Source organism: Exiguobacterium sp. R-39, assembly GCF_049942815.1.
GTDB lineage: Bacteria > Bacillota > Bacilli > Exiguobacteriales > Exiguobacteriaceae > Exiguobacterium_A.
The window spans coordinates 2473833-2493210 of record NZ_CP187965.1 but is presented as its reverse complement, the minus strand read 5'-3'; the positions used below and the strand labels follow the sequence as shown (position 1 = coordinate 2493210).

Genomic DNA, 19378 nt, shown 5'->3' with positions numbered 1-19378 from the left:
TCTTTTTTTAGCGGATATCTTCGAGATACGATAAAATTTTTTCTTCATAGGCTTGCCGGTCATGTTTGTACGACTGGACGTGCCCGCCGTTTTCCGTCACATACAATTCAGACCGTGGAGCCGCTTTTTGCAGCCGCATACTTTCCGTGACCGGAATCGCATCATCGTCCTTCCCGTGAATCATCAAAATCGGATAATCAATCCGGCGGATGGCTTCGAGCGGTTGGACGCGTTCCGGGTTCAGTCCCGTTAAAGGCGGTGTCACCTGGAGGATGACCGGCGTGAACGGGAAGTTCGGCAGACCGCTCCAGACCGGCAGATTCGTCGCAAGATAGTTCTTGAGATCACTGAACGGACTGTCCGCGATGACACCCGCGACTTCGGCTTTCGGTGCCGTGACGAGAGACGTTGCGGCGCCCATCGAGATTCCGTAGAGGACGACGGGTTCTGATGCCCGGGACTTCGCATAGCGGACGGCGGTCAATAAATCATCCTGTTCCTTCGCTCCGACCGTGACGCGTTTGCCTTCCGATTGACCGGAGCCGCGGAAATCAAACGTCAGGACGTTATAACCGGCTTGATGGAACTTTTTGAACAGCGGCAACACTGGGACATCGTTTTGTTCCCGGTTTTTTCCGTACCCGTGGGCAAAGACGATCGTCAACTTGGCGTCTTCACTCGGAATCCACCAGCCGGACAGACGGGTCCGGTCTTTGTAAGAGCGGAACGAGATATTTTCGTACGCCAGATCCTCCGCCTTTTTCGGATTAGTCGTCAACGGTTCCCGGGGCGGCTCCGTTAAGGAAGAACCGACATAAGCAGAAATGCCGACGATGGCAATCAACACTAAGACGATGAGGACAATCAGTCCGGCAATCAATTTCTTGCGATGTTTTTTCAAAAACGACACGGCGATTCTTCCTCTCTGCAGTAGGATACGTTAATGAATATCTTTTTTCTTGAAACGACCGCCATGGACATCATGGATGTTGCCGATCGCGATAAAGGCTTCTTCGTCAAAATCGCGGACGATTTCCTTCAGCTTTGTTTCCTCCAACCGACTGATGACACAAAAAATGATTTTTTTGTCGTCGCCGGAAAAAGCACCTTCCCCGTTCAGGTACGTCATCGTCCGACCAAGCCGGTCCATGATGGCAAGACCGATTTCTTCATGGTTTTCAGAAATAATCCAGACACTCTTCGACTGATCGAGCCCGTCGATGACGACATCAATCGTCTTGAAGGCGATGAAGTAAGTAATCAAGGAATACATGGCCCGGTCCCAACCGAAGACGAAACCGGCAGCGCCTAAAATAAAGACGTTGAAGAACATGACGATTTCACCGACGGAAAATGGTGTCGAGCGACTGAACGAGACCGCTAAAATTTCGGTCCCGTCGAGTGAACCACTCGCCCGGATGACAATCCCGACACCGATTCCGAGAATCAACCCACCGAAGACGGTTGCGAGGAGATCGACCCGTGTCATCGGACCGATGTCTTCCAGTAACTTTGTCGCAATCGCCATGACGGAAATGGCGTAGAGCGTCGATAAGGCAAACGTCTTCCCGATTTGTTTATAACCGAAGAAGATGAACGGGATGTTGAGAAAGAATAACCACAACGCGAGTGTCGAATCGGTCAACTTCGATCCGATGATGGAAATGCCGACAATCCCACCATCGATGATACTGTTTGGGACAAGGAATCCTTTGAGTCCGATGGCGAAAATCACGGCACCGATCGTGAGCAACAACAAACGACGGACCAGTTGCCATTTCGTTGAACGGCGGTGTCGTTTGGCCTGTTCAGCAGCGGGCATCGAACCCCTCCTTTTGCATATACTTTTCATTACTATAACAAAAAAGCACTAAGGCACGCGAGAACGACCTTAGTGCTTATTTCACCCGTTGTAGCGTAATGTCTGGAAAAACCGTAAGACCAGTTCCGCTTCTTGCGTCGTCGTATAGCGTCCGACATATTGTCCGTCCTCAAAAGCAGTGACAGTCAGGGTGCAGGAGACCAGCTGAAGACCTTCCGACAACCGGACTTCAAACGTCGCGGTTTGCAGAGGTAAGGGAGTATCGGTCGTAAAGTAGAGATGACGTGTACTCGTCCGGTGGGCTTGAATCTCGGAAAAACTAAAGTCGAATGTCTGATTTTGATGTTGCAGCATCTTGATTTTGCCTTGGACCGTAAAGCTCGGTACGTTATCCGAGGCAAGCGAACAGGCTTCGATCGGATACAAGACTTCCCGGATCAGAAAACTTTCCATGACGGCCGCGGACACCGGTCGGCTGAATAAATACCCTTGGATGTTCGGACATTCAAGAGCCCGGAACATCTCCAACTGTTGAATCGTTTCAATGCCTTCCGCGATGACGGCAAGATTAAACTCCTTCGCCATGTAGAGAATACTTTTAACGATAGCTTGTGCTTTCTTATCCTCGGCGATATGTACCGCAAACTGGCGATCGATCTTGACGACATCAATCGGATAACGTTGCAGGTAGACCATTGATGAATATCCTTTTCCGAAATCATCGAGCGCAATCCGGACACCGAGCCGGCTGACATGTTCCAGCGTCCGGCTGATATTCGGATCATCCATGATCAATGCCGCTTCGGTGATTTCCAGTTCCAACAGCTCGGCCGGCAATTGATACGTAGCCAGTATCTGTTCAATCTGGTGTTCGAACCCGGGAATCAAAAACCGTTTCGGCGAGACGTTGACGGATACCGGGACAAGATCAGCACCGGCACTGGACCAGTCAAGCATCGCCTGGCACGCTGTCTCGACGACCCAGTCGCCGATTGCGATATGCAGGGCACTTTCCTCGGCGAGCGGGATGAAATCATTGGGCGGAATCCGTCCCCATTCCGGGTGTTGCCAGCGGATTAACGCTTCGAGACCGATGATTTTCCCCGTCCAGCTGTCGACTTTCGGTTGGTACTCAAGAAACAGTTGCTTCCGTTCAATCGCATAGTGTAAATCCTGTTCGAGCCGGTAACGGCGGTAATAATCGATATCGAGATTGGACGCATAATGATGGACGGTACTCTGATTTTCACGTCGTGACCGCCGGAGCGCCGTATACGAATGTTTCATCAATTCGACCGGATCGTTGCTGTCGTCCGGAAAACGGCTGATGCCGATCGAGACACGGGTGAACAAGGCATAAGGATCAATCAAAATCGGTTCGACGGATAAAGATAACAACGTTTCCGCATAGGACGTGATATCGTCCTTGAGGCTCGACGGAACGAGTATCGCATATTCGTCGCCTCCGAGGTGCCCGAAAAAGACGCCCTCCGGTTTTGAGGTGTTGAGGAGTGCACTTGTCGCCTGAATCCACTGGTCACCGGAAGCATGACCAAACGCATTGTTGATATCCGAAATCCGGTTAAACGAAATCGACAGAATCGAAAATGCCGTGTTCGCCTGCATCCAGTCACGGATCGTCTCCGTCAACGACAGGCGGTTCGGCAGACCGGTGACCGAGTCATACATCGCCAGCTGTTGCAAGCGTTCCTCGTACTCTTTTTGGAGTGTAATGTCGTGCATGATGCTGTTCGTATAGGCAATCGAACCGTCCAGCTGGAAGACCGGGATTTGTTGGTCCTCAATCCATTTCATACGCCCATCCGGGAACGACAGACGGTACTGGATCGAACTTGCTTTACCAGACTGCAACTGTAAGATGAAGCGTTTCATTGCCGGTACGTCACGCGGGTCAAGTCGCTCGAACAGCCAGTCCTGACTGAGGATCAAATCGTGCGGCAACTCTTCGAAAATCTGGAAAAACCCTTTGGAATGAAACAACAGGCGTCCGGTTGATAAATCGATTTGCGAGATGGCGGCTTCGAGTGCTTCATAGATTTCACGCGTCTGTTCCCGTTCGAGTGCCAGTTCACGGCGCGCTTCACTGACTTCTGACAAATCATAGAGAATCAGAGAAATCAATCCGGTCGGACCGTCGCGTCGTAATGCCTTCAGACGTAACAGTTGGTATTCGTAGTCAGCATTCAGGACGGACACTTCCTGTTCGAACGTATCGATTTCTCCATCAAGCAGGCGAATCATCTGAAAACGGAGCGGATCAAAATCACGCGGATGGATCCGTTGATGTAACTGTTCATTCGAAAAGGGATTCACCAGACTGGACTCGATTCCCAAATATTTGATCAAAGAGGGTGAATACTCAATCGTCCGGTTCACTGGATCGTAATGAAAGACGACCAGTTCCGGAATCTGTTCCGTCAGTTCCAGTTGCGACCGGATGTGGACGACATCATCCTCCAACTGTTTTTCGCGTGTGATGTCACGTGCGATCCCGTACACCCCGACGACATGCCCATCCTGTTCAATCGGCATATTCGTGATTTTGAGCGTCAGCCGGTGTTGATCGGCATGCAGACCTTGTGCCGTATAGTGGACCGTCTCACCGGCCAGGGCCCGCTCGAAAAATGCCGTGACGGACGCATGCTGTTCCGGTGGATTGAAGACGGCGAAATGATTATATAAAGTTTCCTTCGAATAACCGAGCATCCGTGGAAGTTGTTCGTTGAAATAGATGATTTCACCAAGATGATTAAAGAAAAAGACAGCATCTGTACTTTGCTGGAAAAAAGGTTCCACACGTTCTGGTCGTGACAGTTCTAACCCGCCAATCAGCAGAGGGGATGTAGATGAACGACTCAGCCGTTGCATCGCGTCGAAAAAAGTCATAGACAAATCTCCTCACTCGAATTTTTTCTCTCACTCTTAGTATCGGAGTAAACGAAGATCAATTGCAATCAAAGTTCGAAGAATAGACTTTTTTTTCAAAAAAAGCGAATCATTTTTTGGAGAATGGGAGGAAGTGGAATGGAAAAGAAGAGGGTGGGACGGGAAATCTACTTTCTTTTGCTCGCTTTTCTCGGGCGGAACGGAAGCCGCGGTCGTCGTGACCGTCGACCGGGTCTTCCTTGTTCCTGTCGGAAGAAAAGCTTCCTTTTCCCGTAGAAGTCGAGCTTCGAAAGCAGACGTACCCGAATCATTCGATCGGGTAAAAAATATAAAAAATCATCAACGAAGGAAACGTACAAAAAGACAAAAAGACAAAAAGACAAAAAGACAAAAAGACAAAAAGACAAAAAGACAAAAAGACAAACCCCGCCGATGCCTGTTGAATGGCATATGCTGGAGTTTGTCAGTGCTTTACATATTAGATGGCAAGATCAACAGAAGTCTCGCTGGCATTGGGATCAGCCTGATCCGGTCGGTCGGAATCGTTCATGCCATGATGGCGTCCCGGTCCATGTCCGCGTGGTCCTTGCTGTAAGTCGTCATAGCTTGAGACTTCATCGGCCCGTTCCTGCATCCGTTCCTTGATCGCCGTCGCTTGTTTTTTCGTGATGGCACCGCTTTTGACTTTCGCATCGATTGCTTTCGTTTGTTCGGCAAGGACAGCCTTCTCAAAAGCAGCGAAGGAGATGTTGTTCGCTTCCGCAAATTCCGGTAACGGTTGGTTCGCTGCCTTGAACTTCGTCGCATCGAGATTCAGCCGTTTCAAGATAGCGGACGTTGTATCACCGAAGACGTCATGACCGGGTCCACCGTGTTCGCCTGGTCCATGTTGACCGCGGTCCGGTAAGTCATCGTAACTGTTGGCATCCGAGAACTCTTCTGTCAGGCGGGCTTTGATCTCGGTCGCCTGTTTTTTCGTCATCTTCCCGTCTTTGACGAATTGATCGAGCTGTGTCGTCTGCGCTGCAAGCAATGCTTTTTTGTAATCCGCGAACTTGATTGACTGGGCTTTCGCATAAGCAGCGAGCGATTGGTTGGCTGCATCGAATTTATCTTGGCTCAGACCGAGTGCCTTCAAGACGTCGGCAATCAACGATTCGTTGAAGAAGCCGCCTTTGTCACCGCGATGTCCTTTTGGCATCTGTTCTTTTAAATCGGCATAACTCGAAACCCCGCTAAAGCGTTCCGTATGATGTTTTAACATATCCGCTGCCTGCGACTTCGTTAAGTCACCTGATTTGACGAGTGAAGCGAGCTGTTCTCTTGCGGCGGCAAGTTCCGCCTTTTTATAGTCACTGAACGAAATTCCTTTTTGTTTCGCAAGATCTGCGATTGATAAGCCTTTTTCTCGGGCGGCATCGACTTGTTTTTGGGTCAGATTGAGTTTTTTGAGCAGTAACGTAAAGTCGAGTCGTTTCATCCCTTCGAAATGCGGACGTTCTGATTTCGTTTCTGTCGAGCTGTCATTGGTTGCAGCATAAGCAGAAGCCCCTCCTACTGTTAAGGCGCTGATTGTCAGTGCGGTGATCCATTGTTTTTTGAAATGCATGGGTGATCACTCCTTTCACCTTTTATGTTAGCGGGATACGTCTGCGAAGTTGTGAGGAAGTTGCAAGGAAATCGCAAAGAAACGTCAACCGTTCAAAAAAGACGGTACACTACAAGTGGAGGGATGAAGATGAACATTTTAGTGATAGAAGATGAACTGAAGCTGGCACAGGTGACGGAACGTTTTTTGCGTCATCACGGCTATACGGTCACGATCGCGGCGTCGCTTGCGGAGGCTAAAACAAAACTTGCGAGTACGTCGTTTGACGCTGCCCTCGTTGATGTCCGCCTGCCGGACGGGGACGGCTGGTCGCTTGTCCCGGGCATCAAAGCGACGGTTCCGGCTCCGGTCGTCTTCATGCTGACGTCACGCGGGGAAGCGGACGACCGGGTGTTCGGACTGGAACTGGGAGCAGATGATTATCTCGTCAAGCCGATTGTCCTCAAGGAATTGATCATCCGGCTCGAGCGGGCGTTGAAGCAACGGTTGCCGGTCGGTCGGCAGTTAGGTGACGTGACGATTGATGAGAAGGCGCGCCGTGTCCAAAGTGGAACGGACACCGTCAGTCTCACGAAAATGGAATTCGAACTGTTGGTCTATTTCTTTGAGCACATGGGTGAAGCACTGACGCGCGATCAAATTCTCGATGAAGTCTGGGGCTATACGTTCGGAGGCGATACGCGGACGGTCGATACACATGTCAAACAGTTGCGGGATAAGATGCCGACGATTAAACAGCAGTTGAAGACGGTCCACCGGGTCGGCTACCGGTTGGAGGCAATCGAATGAGTAAGTTGATGCGAAAGTTTTTGCTGGCGGTCATTGCGCCGTTATTGATTATGGGCGTACTCAGTTTCAGTCTGACGGCGTTCCTCGTCAACCGGTTTGCGGAAGATGAACGTTACAGTCAGTTGATGCGGGAAGCAAATATCATCGAGGAAGCACTGGCAGAAAATCGTCCGGTACCGCGTGAAATTCAAGGGTTTATCACCCGTGACGAAGTGACGGAACGAATCGGAGGACGGGGACGGCAAGTCGTCGAACTGCCGATTCTTGACGATCTCAAACAAAAAGACATCATCGAAGTCCAGGGGAACCGGCTGTTGACGTATCAGTTGAAGAGCGGCGATACGGTCATCACGACGATTCGCGAAGCACCGCTCGCAAGCAGTGCCCTCGACGGCGTCTATCTGGCGATCGGTGTTGCGTTACTGGCCGCCTTACTGCTCGCAACCGGACTGGCCTATTATATGGGACGGCAATTCATCCGACCGATCATGGAACTGCGGACGGTCGCCAAACAGATTGGCGACGGACGAAAAGACGTTCTGTTACCGGACCGACCGAATGATGAAGTCGGTGATCTGATTCATGCCGTCGATGAGATGCAGGAACAGCTTGTCCAAAAAGAAGCATTACAAAAATCGTTTATTGCCGGAATCACGCACGATTTACGGACACCGCTCGCCATCATCCGCAACGAGACGGAAGCTCTGGCGGCCGGAGTGATTCCAGTCGACGAACTGCCGGACGTCACAACCAGTATCATCGAAGAAACGGATCGGCTCGGGCTGTTGATTGACGAGACGCTGGTCTATTCGAAACTCGCCGGCGGAATGATGCCGCTTGACCGGACGGAGGTGGCCGTGGATCAATTAGTCGAAGAAACGGCGGAACGGTTACGATCGACGTTCAAAAAAGACGGTCTTCGTTTGACGGTCGAGACAGAACCGGTCCTGTTCTCGCTTGATCGGCGGATGTTCGAACGGGTTCTCGTTAATTTTCTGATGAACGCCCATGTCGCTGCCCCGAGCGGAAGTGAAGTGTTCGTCCGGCTGACAGCAACCGAATTGACGGTGGAGGACGCCGGAAGCGGTGTCGCAGAAAACGACCGGTCAACGATCTGGGATTTGTATGTCAAACAGACCGGCGGCTCCGGGCATGGTCTCGGTCTTGCCATCAGCCGGTTGATTCTCGACAGTCACGGCTTAGCGTACGGTGTCCGGGACAGCATGCTTGGTGGTGCCTGCTTTTATATCCGGTTCAAATAAGCAAAAGAAAAAAAGGTCCCGTCATTCACCTGAGTGAAGAGCGGGACCTGTTGGTTATTCAGAATCGTTGGCTTGAACGAGACTCGGTTTGACGAGCGTATAGAACTCATCGCTCATCCCGACGCGGCTGCCCATCTGACAAGCGAGTTCGAGTGTCTCCTGATAGAATTTCGCCACCAGACTATGATTTTTGATGTGCATATCCTTCATCGCTTTTTCAACGCCGAGGACGACTTTTGCGATTTGATCATCGGCATCATTGCGAACTGGGACAACGTTTTCCGGAAGATCGACTTCCTTGTCGTGTCCGTTAAAGCGGAACGACGCCCCGAAACCAAGATGCTCGAGGAAGAAGTGCGGTAACAATTTACCGGCGAAGAACTGGTGCCACTCTGATTCTTTCATCGTATCCATGTCGCGTTTGAACGATGTCGTTGCAAGTGCATAGCGGTCATGTGTATCTTTCATGAACTTCTCGAGGATTGGTACCTGCATCGCAAACGAATTTTTCAGCAGATTATCGAGCTGTTCTTGCGTTAATAGTTCTTGTTCAGCCATCAGTTTAACCCCATTTCGTTTCGTTAGTTCTATCGTAAGAAATTTAGACAATTCCGTCAAATCTTTTTCAAGAATAGAGTTTACCTATTTCACAAAAGGGAATTCCTTTACTATCGAAGAGTTAAGGGGGAGTTAGCATGAAACGAGTAGCAATGACAGGGGTATTAATCGGAGCATGTCTAATTCCGGTGACAGCTTTCGGCGCAAGTAATGTGACGTACAAAACAGGTACGATTCAAAACAAGGACTTCGGCTATTCCGTCAAGGCGACGACAGCCTTGCAGACAGCGATCAAGCAGGATAAGATCGATGTCGTCAAAAACAAAACCGTCAAGACGAAATACGGTATCGTGACACGTAGCGGGACGTTTTCGCTCTACTATAAAGTAAAGGGAAAAGATCAAATGCTCGTCAACTTGAACTTTGAACCGAAAAAATTAACGAAAAAACAATTTGAGAAACAAGTCGGGTTCGGAACCTATCTCGGCACAAAAGGCAATAAAACATACTATTATGTGCAACCGACGGAAGCCGTCAAAGGCGCAGCCGGGAAACAAAAGATTGCCGACTTAATCACACACGATGTGCCGGCGATGATGAAGACATTCAAATTAAAATGAGGAAACTGCAAGGAGCACCAGCTTTTGCTAGTGCTTCTTTTGATGGTCCGATATAGTAAAGGTTGAGGTGAAGTGAAATGGAATGGACAGTAACAGAAGTTAAACAAACAACAGAAGTCTTACAACTTGAGAAATGTGTCAACGATCACGACGGAATTGAATTGAAAGTCGCCGCAGATTGGGTCGGACAAAATGATTTCGCGATTTATGACGATACGAAATTAATCGGTTATCTGCAAGCGTTCGCTTACTTACCGACAGAGTGGGAAATCAATGTCTTCGTCGATCCGGATTACCGGAAACAGGGTGTCTTCACGCAACTCGTCGAAGCGGCGAAAGAGGCAGCCCGTCCGCAAGGGGTCGAAGCGTTTACGTTCGTCATTGATGATGAAAGTAAATCGGGCCAGGCCGTCCTTGGTCAGCTCGGTGCCGAGTACCGGATGACGGAATACAACATGGTCCTGAAAAAAGCGCAATTGTTCCTAAAAGCGGATCCAGATTTTGAACTGCGGGAAGCGACAGCGGACGATCGTCCGTTCATCGTCGAGACACTTGGTTCGTCATTCGGCAACACAGCGGATGAAGCGGAATCCATCTATCAAGCGATTGAATCGGATGATCGTGTCACGTTCATCGGTGTCTCAAACGGCAAGCCGGTTGGTGTCATTCGGGCTTACTTAGCGTCCGAGACGCAGGCGAGCATTCACGCGTTTGCCGTCCGTCCGGAAGCACAAGGCAACGGATACGGCAAAAAGATGCTGAAGCTGATGGTTCAGGCGATGTTCCGCACAGGTCGGACGCAGCTTGAACTCGATGTTGAGACAGATAATGCCCGGGCACTTGATCTCTATAAAGAGGCTGGGTTCGTTGTCGGACGTGGTTACCAGTTCCACGTACTTGGCTTATAATTGTTTTACAGAAAGTCCACGCGAGTGGGCTTTTTTTTTGTAGAATTCAAAGACCACAGGTCTGTCCGCTATTTAAAGAAATACGATATCGTTTCCTGTCGTCCGTTGGTGCGCTTTCCTCGGGCGGAACGCAAGCCGCGATCGTCCTCTTCGGACGACCGGGTCTTGCCTGTTCCTGACGGAAGGGACAAGCCCTTCCTTTTCCCGCAGGAGTCGCACCCGGACGACGGAAACTTTTTTGTTAGGAAACTTGTGACAAATGGTGAAGTAAATAACAGGGGGAAACAAGTTCACATTCTAAAAGAAATCTGAAACCTTCTCGCGGTTTTGTCGTATACTACACATATGGAAAAAAAGAGGAGGCGACGTTATGGAATGTCGTAAAGATTCATTACGGACGTTGAAGTGGGTATCAGGTGGTTTAGAGGCAATGCTCGGGATTCCGGTACTAGGTGGATTATTTATTGTCTTTGGAACAGGTTACAATGCGCTTTGGGTCATGTTAGCGTTCCATATCGTGGTCGTCGTTTTGACGGCACGTGCCGGCCGGGTGTCAAAAGGAAATATCGTCGGAATCGTCGCATCAACAGTCGGTGTCATTCCGGTCGTCGGCATGTTCTTGCATCTAGCGGCAGCGATTACGATCTTGCTGGATGCGGCATTCGGGAATCGGGTTATCACGCGGACACATGTCGAACGCGTTGAACCGATTCGTCCCCGTCCGGTCCGGAAAGAGCAGGAACGCAAAGAGGATCATCCGTTCTAAGCTTTTTTCGTTGACAGTTGAAAACAAGCCGTGTAAAGTAAACAACAAGTTAAGCCATATCAAACAAATCAACGACGCGGAGTAAGTACCGTCAACACTGCCGACAAAGCGAGTCAGGAAAGGTGAGAGCCTGACGCGGTAAGCTGATCAGGGAATGGACCGCTGAGAGCCTGTTGAACGATTCAGTAGACAGGACGGTTGCCCCCGTTACCGGGCTAGCTGGTTGTTGGACCAGCGACAAGAGGAGATTTTTAATCTCAACTAGAGGTGGCACCGCGCGGATACAGGCGTCCTCTATGCATCAGCTTTTGCTGTGGCATAGAGGGTGTCTTTTTTGTTTACGTCAAGGAACGCCGAATCATCCAACGCACATTATCTTTAGGAGGAATTATTTATGAAAAAGACATTGATCGCGGCGGCAAGTACGGCGTTCCTGCTCGCAGGATGCTCCACAACGGATACAGAACAAGCAACACCAAATAAGAATGACAAGAAAGTCCTGCACACGATGGAAAGTTATGACCTCCTGTCGGTCGACCCGGCAGACGCCATCACGTCAAATATCTTTAACCAGATTTATGAAGGACTCTACCGCTTTGACGCAAACAATGAACTGGTACCGGCAGCAGCGAAGTCGCACAGCGTGTCGGAAGACGGAAAAGTCTATACGTTTAAGTTGGACAAAAACGCTAAATGGTCTGACGGCAAACCGGTCACAGCGGAAAACTTCCGTTATGCCTACGAGCGCGTCATCGACACGAATTCACCGTTCGCGTACCTGCTTGAGCCGGTTAAAGAAACAAAGGTCATCGACGATCAGACGTTACAAATTGAACTCAAACGCCCGACACCATACTTCCTCAGCATGACGACGTTTGGTACTTACATGCCGGTCCGGGAAGACATCGTCAAAGCACAAGGTAAAAAGTTTGGAACGGATCCAAAAACAAACGTCTACAACGGACCGTTCACGTTCAAAAAATATCAGGCCGAGCAAGGCTACACGCTCGCGAAAAACGCAGACTACGCGGACCGCAAAAACGTCAAGATTGACGAAGTCGATGTCAAAATCATCAAAGATCCGATGCTTGCGATCAATCTGTTTGAAACAGGAGAACTCGATGTTGCACCACTCAACTCCGAAAATGTCGTCACGTACAAAAACAAAAAAGAGTACAACACGTTCAGCGACTCACGGATGTTCTTCATCCGGATGAATCAAAAAACGGACGCGCTGAAAGATCAGAAAACACGCCAGGCGATTGATGCGGCGTACGATAAAAAAGCACTGACAGAAACGTTACTCGGAAACGGCTCACTGCCGGCCGATTACATCGTCCCGCAGGAACTCGATCCAAAATACGACAAGACCCGTCAAATTGAATCATCGTTTGACGCAGCACAAGCGAAACAAGTACTCGCGGATCAAAACCTCGAGTTGACGATGATCATTGAAGACGACGATGTCTCAAAGAAAATCGGCGAATACATCCAAGGTTCACTGAAACAACAAAATGTCGATGTTAAGCTGTTGTCACTGCCGAAAAAAGAACGGTTGGCGCGTGAAGGACGAGGGGATTATGACTTGTCACTCGCGAGTTGGGCTCCGGATTATCAAGATGCGACAACATACTTGAACCTCTTCATGACAGGAAATCCGTTCAACATGATGGACTACTCGAACAAACAGTATGACAAACTCTTGAAACAGGCGGAAAACGAACTCGATCAGGACAAACGTTTGGAACTCTTAAGCGAAGCCGAAACGATGTTACTCGACGATCAAGCGATTTCACCGGTCTACCAACGGAAAAATGCTTTCCTTCAAAACACGGAAGTGAAAAACCTGGCCCGTCACAATGTCGGAACAGATATTTCCTATAAATACGTTGAGATTGACCGCAAATAAAGTAACACCAACAGATATCTAGTCAACTTCCTTCTTCTATAGAAGGTATTGACTGGATGTTTTTTTGTTATGTCTATTATCGATGTGACGAAAGTATGAAGGTGTGAACTGCAAAATCAGGTCAATTCACTTAAAGCGTTCTCAGAACCTGCCGATAAGTAGGGTGATGAGATTTGAAACAGGAAAGGGAGTTTCGAAGATGAGTAGATTACGCAAAAATTTAAAGATGCGGTTGTTTGTCTGGGTCTTGGCGATTTCAGTCATTACCGGTGGGATTTCAGCACAGTTGACGTTGTTTTTAAACCGAGGACTTGATGTCGCGGACGGACCGTCGATTTGGTTAGGTGCCGGGATTGGCTTAGTTTTATCCATCATTGGTTCAGCATTGATCCAATTGATTCTCCGTCAACCAATCAAAGCGATTGAAAAAGCGACGGAAACAGCACGTGAAGTCGCAAACGGTAATTTCAACGTCGATTTCGAAGAAGCAAAACGCGGCGACGAAGTTGATCAGTTGATGCATGAACTCGAAGTCATGGTCTTACATATCCACAAACAGGCAACACAGATGGGCAATTCAAGTGATAAACTGACGGCGTCAGCGCAGGAAATCGCGGCTGCTGTCCAAGAAGGTAATGCATCAGGCGAAAGCATCCGCTCGGCGATGGCAGAGCTCTCAACGAAGATGAATGAAAACGTCGATCAAGCTTATCTGTCGATGGATGCGCTCGGCGCCGTCAAACGGACGATGGACGAAGTCGCCAAAGAAATGAACGAAGCATTGAAATCAGCAACGGTCATGCAGACGGAAGCTGAGAACGGGAAGACGCTGGCGACAGACTCGGTCGAAGCGATGCATATGATTTCAAGTAAGATGGAACAATCAGCGACATTGAACAGTCGACTGACCGGTATGACAGGTGAAATCTCACGGATTACCGATGTCATCAGTGACATCTCGGCCCAAACGAACTTACTCAGTCTTAATGCCTCGATTGAAGCGGCTCGTGCCGGCGATGCGGGACGTGGATTTGCAGTCGTCGCAGCGGAAGTCAAAAAACTCGCCGAACAGACTGCAACATCAGCGAAAGAAATCACCGATTTGATTTCCGGTGTCAAACGTCTCGTCAATGATACAGCGAACGCGATGACGGACGTCCAAAAAGAAGTGGCAACCGGTGTCGGTCTCGTCGAACAAGCCGGTTCGTCGTTTGAAGAGATTCATCAGTCGACAGAAAGTGTTTATTCGCGTGTTCAGTCGGTCGATCAACTCGTCATCAAGTCAGATAAAGAAATCGATCAGGTTGGTTTGACGACGGCGAATATCCTCGCGATGGTCGAAGAAGCATCGAAACATGCGGAACAGGTCTTGCAGGCATCAAGCCATCAAGCGGCTTCACTTGGTGAGGTCAACGGCGCGATGGAAGAGTTGGTTGCAGTCGCAGAACAACTACAGGAAGAGACAGGCGCGACGCGTCTGTAAATCAGAAATCGTAGACGGAAGTAGCGTCTGCGATTTTTGTTTAAACTTTTTTATTTTTTTTGAGAGAAACTGTTAAACATTTCGGTACGGCGACGATATATAGAGTGGAAGCAGTCATCGACTACAACCACCGCGCTACTCTTGGGCCGGCCAGGGGGCGCATCTCGGAGAAGAAGGATCTTCAAAGAGACAAAAAATTTATTCCTATGGAGGGAAACTTACAATGATTATCAATCACAACATTACAGCACTTAACACACACAACAAACTTTCTGCAGCTTCTTCAGCTCAAGGGAAATCAATGGAGAAACTGGCTTCAGGTCTTCGCATCAACAAAGCAGGCGACGACGCAGCTGGTCTTGCAATCTCTGAAAAAATGCGTGGACAAGTTCGTGGACTTGATCAAGCTTCACGTAACGCACAAGACGGTATCTCATTGATTCAAACAGCTGAAGGTGCATTGAACGAAACGCATGACATTCTTCAACGGATGCGTGAATTAGCGACTCAATCTGCCAACGATACTAACACACTTACTGATCGTGAAGAATTACAAAAAGAATTTACTCAGTTAGCAAAAGAAACTACACGTATTGCTAAAACTACTGAGTTTAACACTCAAAAATTACTTGATGGTTCAGATACTGACGGTAAAGTGTTCCAAATTGGTGCAAATGAATCACAAAACCTTACATTAGTCATCGGTAACATGGATGCAACTGCACTTGCAGTTGGTACGGGAACAGATGAAGCTTCAACAGTTGGTATTGACATTACTACTCAGACTGGTGCTAACACAGCTATCACTACAGTAAACGATGCGATTGAAACAGTTTCAGCAGAGCGTTCTAAACTTGGTGCTACTCAAAATCGTTTAGAGCACACAATCAATAACCTTAAAACATCTTCTGAAAACCTAACAGCGGCTGAATCACGTGTTCGTGACGTTGACATGGCGAAAGAAATGATGAACCAAACAAAGAACTCGATTCTTGCGCAAGCTGCACAAGCAATGTTGGCTCAATCGAATCAAACACCTCAAGGCGTGCTTCAACTCCTTCGGTAATTTGATTCCACCGGGCGTCTGATTGGGTAACTGATCAGAGCATGACTGGGTGAATTGCTGGAACTCCTTTAGAGCCTTGATGTACGACAACGTGGCTGGAAACGGCGAGCGTGACCGTTCTGAAAAACGTCAAGGATTGGACAATCAGCAGCCAAGCACCTGTAGGGAAACCTTGGTGAAGGTTCAACGACTAGGATAGACGACCTAATGGACACTTCCGATGGTTATGAAATCCGTACTCCGTAAACGGCGGGGGAAGCGCCCAGCTCCTAGTAAAACTAGGATGAAGATATAGTCTTATCATTAGCGAAAGTTAATGCGCGTAGCAAGCGAACCAACAGCCGCAAGGCGTTCTCCAATTACTCCGTTAATCGTAATTGGTCATATCATTTACTTAAAGGTCATGGACTTGTTCCATGGCCTTTTTTTAGTTGTCCAAATTTATAGGTGACGGACCAATATGTCCGGTTGGATTTTTCAGAGATTGCTTGTGTCGTCCATCCGCTTGTCTTGAGTTCCAGAATGGTAGTGCATTCTTCTGATGTATACGGTCTAGAAGGGTTTGAGGCGAGTACTTGATACTGTGGATGTTCATATTTAAGTTGGTTGAGACGAGCCTGTCAGTCTAACTTAATGAGCAAACTTTGATAAGTCCACTGCATACGGTGAAACTTGCTCCAAAAATGTAAATGTATTTTTGACACGAGTAGTCTTCACGATAAAATCGTTGCGATTCACCAAAGTGTTCTCGTTCACTATTTTGTTTTTCCTACGAGATTTTAGATAACATTTTGTGATTTCACCCTCGACTAAAATACTTGCTAGTGAGATAGCTTGTTGAGCATTTGATAATCTATCAATCAGCATAGCAAAGCTTCTTTCATAAAAGAACGTATGTTCCTTTATTCCTGATTTTATGAAGTTTAAAATAAAACTAATAAAAAGAATGGTCTAAACCGATATACTACATAGAGAAGAAAAAGGAGTGTTTGTCCATGAATTCCATCAATACGGAAATTCGGCTTCACCTGCCTGAAAATGTCTTACCATACGAAGCGACTCGGAATGTCTTTATCGAAGCGAATCAGTTGGAGTTGGCGCAGGATGGGATCGTCGTTTTGCCGACACCTCAGCATATCACAAAGCTTGAAACCGCAATCGAAAAGGCTAACGTTCAGCTCGAAGCGCAACGTACAGGTTTAAAGTTCGTTAAACATGAAAAACTTAATGAATTTTATATTCAAGTCGTAGATACCAATAACAACGTCGTTCAAGAAATACCGAGTAAAAAGGAACTTGATTTTTTTGCTGCCTTTATGGAATTTAATCAACTGATTGATAAACGAATTTAATAGGAAAGGGCTGATTACATGGCAGGAATACGTCTTAGTGGTCTGGCAAGTGGGATTGATACAGAAACGATGATTAAACAACTGATGCAGGCAGAACGTGCACCCGTTGATCGTCTCTCTCAAAAAAAACAAACGTTGACATGGCAACGTGATGCTTACCGCGAAATGAACCGTGGTTTACTCGATTTACGAACAGCTGCAAGTGACATGTTGTTATCAAAAAACTATACTACTAAAACTGCAATAAGCTCTGACACTTCGAAAGTGTCTGTGTCGGCAAGTCCAGCATCAACAGCTGGTAGTATAACGATTGATGAAATTGGTCAGCTGGCATCAGCAGCATCTGTAACAATGACGACAACAGCAGGTAAGTCATCTGATATAACGCTTTCTGACAGTGGCATGTTTACGGTGACTGATGGAAAAGTCAATATTCAAATCAATAGCTTTGCTGCTGACGGAACAGCAATTAGTGAAATGATTTCACTCGATGCAACACAAAAACTGTCCGATTTAACTTCAGCGATCAATGGTAAAACAAGTCTAGGCATGAGTGCGGTCTATAACGATCTTACAGGTAAACTGGTTTTAACGAAAACAAGTACCGGAAAACTGAATACAAATGGTGCAGATATAACAATTCGTGATGTAAATGCCAATGCTGAGATTGTTAATTCACAGTCAGCGACGATGGGGCAAGACGGCAAAAACGCCAAGTATACAATTGGTGGGCAAGAGCTCGAACAACGGACAAACACCTTCACCCAAAACGGTCTAACGATCACTTTAAACGGAACGTCTACAACAGCCACAACGATTAATACAAAACTCGACACCCAAGCAAACTTTGATTCCATCAAGAAATTTGTTGATAAGTATAACGATTTGATCGATAAAATGAATAAAAAAGTCCGGGAAGAAAAATATCGTGACTTCCAACCATTGACAAATGCCCAGCGAAAAGAACTGAGTGAAGACGAAGTGAAAAAATGGGAAGAAAAAGCGATGAGCGGTGTATTGAAAAATGACAGTTTTCTTCGTGATGGGATGACGTCGTTCCGGAGTGCAATCTCTGCAAAGATTGATACAGGATATTCGTATACGTCAGGAACTGATACAATTCAATTGAACTATATGTCGCAAATCGGTATCACATCAACCAATGATTTCCGCGACGGTGGGAAACTGAAAATCGATGAAACAAAATTGAAGAAGATGCTAGAAGAACAGCCAGAAGGCGTCTATAAACTATTTACAGCTGATGCTCCGGAACCTGTTAAGAATCCTGATGGCTCAGTTACACCAAATCTAGGTGGACTCGACGGATTTGTTCGTCAAATTCAAGGTTTCGCAACGACGATGCGCGATAAAATTTCGAAAGTAGCTGGACTTGATGGTGCTGTCTCGACGACGTATCGACTTGGTAAATCCCTCGCTGACCTCGATAAGACCATGTTGACATGGGAAGATAAATTAAAAACAAAAGAAGACAGTTATTATCGTCGCTTTGCGGCGATGGAACAGGCAATGAATCAAGCGAACAGCCAGTCGGCGACGCTCGCTTCATACTTAGGACAATAAGGAGGACTTCAGATGGCAAACCCATACGCGACGTACCAAACGAACTCAGTGACCACCGCTTTACCCCAAGATTTGACGTTGATGCTGTATGAAGGACTGATTAAGTTCTCGATGCTTGCGAAACGGGCAATCGAACAAGGTTTGATTGAACAAAAAAATACTAATGTTCAAAAAGCACAATCTATCATTCTCGAGTTACAATTGACGCTCAACAAGTCGATTGCCTTGTCAAAAGACCTGAATAATCTATACGACTATATGCAAGGTCGTCTGATTGATGCCAATGTCAAAAGTGATGTCGTTGCGATTGATGAAGTGATCGGTTTTGCGGAAGAGTTTCGCGAGACATGGAAAGAAGCGATGAAGCTCGCGCGTCAACGATGAGTCCGCTTGATCCGCTCCGTCTGAAGACGAAACATCTGATGGAACTGCTTGAGCAGACACCGGACGAAGACGTTTATGACGAATGGTTACTGAAAATCCAGAACTTGTTGAACGAACGGGAAGCGTTCATCGCCGCTCATTCGAACTTACTGGCCGGCGCCAATCAAGCCGTCATTCAAGAGCTGGTTGCAGAAAGTCAAAAAATCGACTTGAAATTATCGTCAGAAACCGCTAAATTAGGGGTACAAATCAATCAATTGCGTCAGACGAAAACAAGTCGAAAATCGTATATCGATCCGTACGAAGAAGTCGAAGGTAGTTTTTCACCGTATTTTGATTCTCGTCAGTAACTTTCTAGACGT

General features: G+C 47.5%; 17 protein-coding genes and 1 other annotated feature. Of the genes, 12 read left to right on the top strand and 5 right to left on the bottom strand.

The window, feature by feature from the left end; translation table 11 throughout:
- Window positions 1-7: 7 nt before the first annotated feature.
- The 4 genes from ACP26N_RS13090 to ACP26N_RS13075 all read right to left on the bottom strand — a co-directional run bounded on the left by ACP26N_RS13090 (window position 8) and on the right by ACP26N_RS13075 (window position 6338).
- A complete protein-coding gene (locus ACP26N_RS13090) occupies window positions 8-910 on the bottom strand; it encodes an alpha/beta hydrolase (protein ID WP_131502229.1) in 903 nt (300 codons plus the stop codon).
- A gap of 30 nt (window positions 911-940) precedes the next feature.
- Complete coding sequence (locus ACP26N_RS13085; RefSeq protein WP_114595077.1) at window positions 941-1822, bottom strand: YitT family protein; 882 nt, start codon at window positions 1820-1822, stop codon at window positions 941-943.
- A gap of 81 nt (window positions 1823-1903) precedes the next feature.
- Complete coding sequence (locus tag ACP26N_RS13080) at window positions 1904-4729, bottom strand: sensor domain-containing protein (protein ID WP_426354020.1); 2826 nt, start codon at window positions 4727-4729, stop codon at window positions 1904-1906.
- A gap of 478 nt (window positions 4730-5207) precedes the next feature.
- Entirely contained in the window at window positions 5208-6338 is a 1131-nt protein-coding gene (locus ACP26N_RS13075) for a hypothetical protein (RefSeq protein ID WP_426354018.1), read from the bottom strand.
- A gap of 129 nt (window positions 6339-6467) precedes the next feature.
- On the opposite strand from ACP26N_RS13075, the gene ACP26N_RS13070 reads away from it, so the two are divergent.
- Window positions 6468-7127 (top strand): winged helix-turn-helix domain-containing protein, encoded by a 660-nt coding sequence (locus ACP26N_RS13070; protein WP_131502225.1) that lies wholly within the window; start codon window positions 6468-6470, stop codon window positions 7125-7127.
- Window positions 7124-8389, top strand: a complete 1266-nt coding sequence (locus tag ACP26N_RS13065; RefSeq protein WP_131502224.1) for an ATP-binding protein — start codon at window positions 7124-7126, stop codon at window positions 8387-8389. The genes ACP26N_RS13070 and ACP26N_RS13065 overlap by 4 nt, the downstream gene beginning before the upstream one ends.
- A gap of 54 nt (window positions 8390-8443) precedes the next feature.
- Here ACP26N_RS13065 and ACP26N_RS13060 read toward each other — a convergent pair whose 3' ends face one another.
- On the bottom strand, window positions 8444-8947 hold the full coding sequence (locus ACP26N_RS13060; RefSeq protein WP_114595083.1) for a hypothetical protein: 504 nt from the start codon (window positions 8945-8947) through the stop codon (window positions 8444-8446).
- A gap of 137 nt (window positions 8948-9084) precedes the next feature.
- Between ACP26N_RS13060 and ACP26N_RS13055 the strand changes: the two genes are divergently transcribed.
- From ACP26N_RS13055 to ACP26N_RS13010, 10 genes are all read left to right on the top strand, one after another.
- A complete protein-coding gene (locus tag ACP26N_RS13055; RefSeq protein ID WP_131502223.1) occupies window positions 9085-9567 on the top strand; it encodes a hypothetical protein in 483 nt (160 codons plus the stop codon).
- 77 nt (window positions 9568-9644) lie between these two features.
- Window positions 9645-10475 (top strand): GNAT family N-acetyltransferase, encoded by an 831-nt coding sequence (locus ACP26N_RS13050; protein ID WP_426354016.1) that lies wholly within the window; start codon window positions 9645-9647, stop codon window positions 10473-10475.
- Window positions 10476-10845: 370 nt separating this feature from the next.
- Window positions 10846-11241, top strand: a complete 396-nt coding sequence (locus tag ACP26N_RS13045; RefSeq protein WP_426354015.1) for a hypothetical protein — start codon at window positions 10846-10848, stop codon at window positions 11239-11241.
- Between the two features lie 62 nt (window positions 11242-11303).
- Window positions 11304-11539: a binding site (T-box leader), on the top strand.
- 96 nt (window positions 11540-11635) lie between these two features.
- Window positions 11636-13150 (top strand): peptide ABC transporter substrate-binding protein, encoded by a 1515-nt coding sequence (locus ACP26N_RS13040; RefSeq protein WP_426354013.1) that lies wholly within the window; start codon window positions 11636-11638, stop codon window positions 13148-13150.
- Window positions 13151-13349: 199 nt separating this feature from the next.
- Window positions 13350-14633, top strand: coding sequence for a methyl-accepting chemotaxis protein (locus ACP26N_RS13035; protein ID WP_426354012.1), 1284 nt, complete (start codon window positions 13350-13352; stop codon window positions 14631-14633).
- Window positions 14634-14856: 223 nt separating this feature from the next.
- A complete protein-coding gene (locus tag ACP26N_RS13030; RefSeq protein ID WP_188004685.1) occupies window positions 14857-15699 on the top strand; it encodes a flagellin in 843 nt (280 codons plus the stop codon).
- A 995-nt stretch (window positions 15700-16694) separates the two neighbouring features.
- The gene (locus tag ACP26N_RS13025) at window positions 16695-17051 is read left to right on the top strand and encodes a flagellar protein FlaG (protein WP_188004684.1); all 357 of its coding nucleotides are present in this window, start codon (window positions 16695-16697) and stop codon (window positions 17049-17051) included.
- Between the two features lie 18 nt (window positions 17052-17069).
- Window positions 17070-18632, top strand: coding sequence for a flagellar filament capping protein FliD (gene fliD, locus ACP26N_RS13020; protein ID WP_188004683.1), 1563 nt, complete (start codon window positions 17070-17072; stop codon window positions 18630-18632).
- A 12-nt stretch (window positions 18633-18644) separates the two neighbouring features.
- Window positions 18645-19016 carry a flagellar export chaperone FliS gene (gene fliS, locus ACP26N_RS13015; protein ID WP_188004682.1) on the top strand — a complete coding sequence of 124 codons (372 nt, stop codon included), beginning with the start codon at window positions 18645-18647 and terminating at the stop codon, window positions 19014-19016.
- Window positions 18980-19366, top strand: a complete 387-nt coding sequence (locus ACP26N_RS13010; protein WP_233494501.1) for a hypothetical protein — start codon at window positions 18980-18982, stop codon at window positions 19364-19366. Before fliS ends, ACP26N_RS13010 begins: the two co-directional genes overlap by 37 nt.
- The last annotated feature ends 12 nt before the right edge of the window (window positions 19367-19378 follow it).